This is a genomic window from Paraburkholderia sp. EG304, assembly GCF_046543485.1.
In the GTDB taxonomy this organism is placed as follows: domain Bacteria; phylum Pseudomonadota; class Gammaproteobacteria; order Burkholderiales; family Burkholderiaceae; genus Paraburkholderia; species Paraburkholderia youngii.
Genome location: NZ_JBKGUA010000154.1, coordinates 1 through 3,714, shown reverse-complemented (window position 1 = coordinate 3,714; position 3,714 = coordinate 1). Strand labels below are relative to the sequence as shown.

General features: G+C 56.5%; 4 protein-coding genes and 1 pseudogene. 3 read left to right on the top strand and 2 right to left on the bottom strand.

Annotation, left to right across the window (positions count from 1 at the left end; all coding sequences use genetic code 11):
• Nucleotides 1-185 (bottom strand): hypothetical protein (locus ACLFKU_RS42690; protein WP_410853253.1); only part of this gene is annotated, 185 nt, incomplete at its 3' end.
• On the opposite strand from ACLFKU_RS42690, the gene ACLFKU_RS42685 reads away from it, so the two are divergent.
• The 3 genes and pseudogenes from ACLFKU_RS42685 to ACLFKU_RS42675 form a co-directional block, all read left to right on the top strand.
• Entirely contained in the window at nt 152-526 is a 375-nt protein-coding gene (locus tag ACLFKU_RS42685; RefSeq protein ID WP_410853252.1) for a transposase zinc-binding domain-containing protein, read from the top strand. The two genes, ACLFKU_RS42690 and ACLFKU_RS42685, sit on opposite strands and share 34 nt — an antisense overlap.
• Nucleotides 439-681, top strand: a complete 243-nt coding sequence (locus ACLFKU_RS42680) for a transposase (RefSeq protein WP_410853251.1) — start codon at nt 439-441, stop codon at nt 679-681. The genes ACLFKU_RS42685 and ACLFKU_RS42680 overlap by 88 nt, the downstream gene beginning before the upstream one ends.
• Before the next feature lie 168 nt (nt 682-849).
• Nucleotides 850-1,286 (top strand): annotated as a pseudogene (locus ACLFKU_RS42675) (transposase); the annotation flags it as partial.
• Nucleotides 1,287-1,920: 634 nt separating this feature from the next.
• Here the strand turns inward: ACLFKU_RS42675 and ACLFKU_RS42670 are convergent.
• Nucleotides 1,921-2,775 carry a hypothetical protein gene (locus ACLFKU_RS42670; RefSeq protein ID WP_410853250.1) on the bottom strand — a complete coding sequence of 285 codons (855 nt, stop codon included), beginning with the start codon at nt 2,773-2,775 and terminating at the stop codon, nt 1,921-1,923.
• Nucleotides 2,776-3,714 lie beyond the last annotated feature (939 nt).

The following is a 3,714-nucleotide window of genomic DNA, read 5'->3' as shown; positions in this document are numbered from 1 at the left end:
GAAAACGCGGTTGCAAAATCAGGCAAAACAACGCATTCTTGAGTCCCTTCGAAATCGCGTTTCGGGGCCATTCCAGGTGGCCTCATTACGCCGATCATCCCCGGCTCGATTACGCCGATCCGTGACACCTGGTGGCGGTATTTCAAAAAGCATGAGCATGAGATCCGCTCGGCGGTGGTGGACAACGTGGTGCGCCTGCTGCTCGAACGGAGCCTGCCCGCATCGCAAGAAGGTGTGCTTCAGCTGCAAGAGCCGGTTCTGCCCCACGTGCGGCAAGAAGGCGACGGACCAATGGATCGCCACGCAAACGGCGAGGCCGCCGCAAACGCGCTGGCAGCACATCAGGCTGACGATGCCCTCGGCGCTGTGGGAGGTATTCAGGCTGAACCGCGCGCTGCTGAAGGCGCCCAGCGCGCAAACTGAACTGCACCCCAAAAGTTGGACACGGATCCAACCTTTGGGGTGTTTTTCACGGCGCTGCACACGTTCGGGCGCGACCTGCAATGGAACGTGCATGTCCATCTGAGCGTGACCTGCGGGGGCTTAACGCCCGACGGCGAGCAGTGGAAGTCGATGTATTTCGTGAAGGCACAGGTCATGCCGATGTGGCGCTACGCAATCGTCGATCTGTTGCGGCAGTCGTACGACGCGCTGGTTCCGCCGCAGGAGCTGAAAACGTAGTGCCCGACAAAAGTGGCGTGGAGCCGCTGGCTGGATCGTCACTACGGCAAGCCATGGATCGTCCATTTTGCGCCATCGTCGGACAGCCATATCCGCAACGTGAACTACCCTGGCCGGTATATCAAACGCCCGCTGCTGTCGCAGTAGAGGCTGAAGCATTACGACGGCTTTCCACCGTGGAAGTTGGTCAATCAGCAGACGCAGCGTTGGATTCAGGCAAGCTGTTTCGGGGCCATGCTGAGCGACCTGCGTTCCATCATTCGGGTTGCTCAGGATCGTCGAGGTCAACCAAGCGCGTGCATACGGCGGTGGACAGGTTGAAGCAATTACTCGCGGTACGTGTGCGCTGGGCAAGGAACAGGCGCGCGCGCAGGTCAGAGAGTTGGCACGGCAGGTTCAGCAGGCAACGGGCCAGACGCTCAAGGTGGCGTTTGCCGACCACGGATACACTGGCGAAGAGCCCGCGCAAGCGGCACTGGACGAAGGCATTGAGCTTAAGTCATCAAGCTGCCGGAGGGCAAAACGGGCTTTGTGCTGGTGCGCGCTGCTGGGTGGTCGAGCGCAGCTTCGGCTGGCTCAACCGTTTCCGTCGTCTGGCAAGCGACTAGCAGCGGTTGCCTGCAGCCCAGGCTGGTTAGCATTTCTCCGTATTCTCCCGCGCTTATGCTCGTGCACTTTCCAGCCCTTAACAAAACGGTAATGGTCGGACGCCCACGCTAATACAGCAATTGCCAATACGATAAGCACTGTCTGCATAAGATGACCTCTTAACCGGTTATCGCGGAGATCGATGTGTATCCTCTTTGAACAAAAGTTGTCCGATATCGAACTGAAGTAAGAGCTTTCACATTGCACCGGAAGTCGACGTTCCCAAGTGGTGTACGTTCTCAACTTCCATCCTCAATTCTCGGGAATAGAGAGATTGGTCTTTCTTTCCTGAGCCCCCCAAAAACGTGAACCACCAAAAACAAAAACTCCTATCGTACGTTGGGCCGCTACGAACATCGCATTCACCATACGGTCCAAAGTGGCGTTGCGACGGAGGATAATGCAGCCCGCCGATGTCACGTGATAGCAATTCTCCTTTTGTGATCGCTCAGTGACCTTCGAGTTTCGTTTAGTGTGTGGGTAGCAAAAGATCCTGCCAGACAGGGCTGGCCCATAGCAGGAGTTTTCGTACAGTCCTCAGCACCGTTCCTTTCGCTGCATGTTAAACTCGGCTGCCTGCCATTGGGCTTCCTAGCCGTGCCTCGGGCAAAAGCGCGCGGAGCGCACAGCAGCACCCGTTTTCGCAAATGCGCTGAGCCGGTCGATGAGTTCCACAAAACTTGCCAAGCTTGCCGTGCGAAGTTGATAGCACGCGATACGATTGCGCTCACAGATCCACTCGAACATCTTCACGGTATCGTCGTCTATACAGTCGGCAGGGAACATGAGCATGTCCACATCCGGCAACGCGGCGGCCAGCAAACCGGTACAGTCCACCGTGTCGCTGCCGCACGCCATCGTTCCACCTGAGGCTTCCACGAGCCACTGGATTGCAGAAAGAGATCCGGGCCGCCCCCCGACATACAGAACGCGCTTGCCCTGCAATGCCGCGAGCGGATGGGCCTTCCGACCCGATAAGTAGGATGAGGGATTATTCAAAACCCGCTCCATCGCACTTGCTTCCGCTTGCAACGCTCTATTCAGTACATCCATTTTGCTCAGTTGTACTCGCATTGCACGTGTGCTTTCACGTTCGGCCGCAGCGCGCTTCTCCGCGCTCTCTCGATAAATCTTATGAAGGGCGATCAGATCGTCACTTTCAGTAAGTGCTTCGCGCAGCATGAGGATTTCCCTACGCAATTCCACTTGCGTCGCCAGTTGTTCGTTCCGGCACGCAGCGAACCGTTGTTTCTCTATTACTGCATCGCGCTCTGAACTAGCGACCGGGTGTGCGGTGCCCGTAGGAATTCGTCCACAAACGGAATCCGGCGCTGCCTGTAAGCAGGCGAATGCGGACCGGTTCATATGCATCGCTGTTTCGTGATGTGCTTTCATTGCGACGCGGATCAGCGGATTATCGGCAGCGGTGTCGGCATTTTTTGACAAAGCGAGAACCCCACTCGAAATTCTATTGGTGCATAACAGGCGGCTTGCATCAGCGCTATTGAATCTTGCCGTGTGTTGGCACCGACCCAGCGCTCCGCTATGAGATCGACACCTGTGCGATAGGCTCTAAAGCCCGTCGCACGCTGGTGATACGCTTGCGTGAATTCCTGCAATATGTCGCACTTTTCACGCGTGCTCCGGCAGCTTTCCGATATTCGGAGTGTGAAAATGCACAGGTTGGTTCGCCTTTACCATTCTGTCAGCTCTGTTTTCAATAACGCAATCGTCCACAGCGCACTGCATAGTGCTGCTCGCTCACATCACTTCTCGGATCGCCGCTCGGTCCGATACATCCATTTTTTCCGTCGATTCTGCGCACCCGCCATACGAGGGCGAATCCGGAACATTGAACCGACCGCTGGACGCGCGAACGCCTCCTCGCGAATGCAATTGAATATAGCGAACGCGCTATCGTGCCGGTTTGATCAGTCTCAAAGCATCGGTAGTTTGTATCGCGTTGCTTCAGCCAAAACTTGCTCAATGCCTTTGTAGTTTCGCTGACTGACGACGCAGTAGGGTCAGCGAATTGGATGCCGTTAAGGGCAGAACCACCACGACCACGATCGTTCGCGCCCGCGCGCGGCGCCACGCCTGGTGCGCGGCACTGGCCATGATGGCAGCCGCGCTGTAGTTGCAGTAACTAGCCACCGGACTGTCACAACATCTCACTCGGTTGTTTCGCCGGCAGCGTTTTGCGGTCATAGCAAGACCGTGTCGATTATCATTCATCGTTCACCTTGCTCGCTCCCAGAGCCTAAGGCATTGCTGATCAAGTCCACCGCATAGCTACTCGGAGCGTTATAGAGCGGAGTGGATAAGGAAGGCAGAACAGGATGAAGCAGCAGACGCTGGCGATGGAAGCTGACGAAGGTGCGGGTT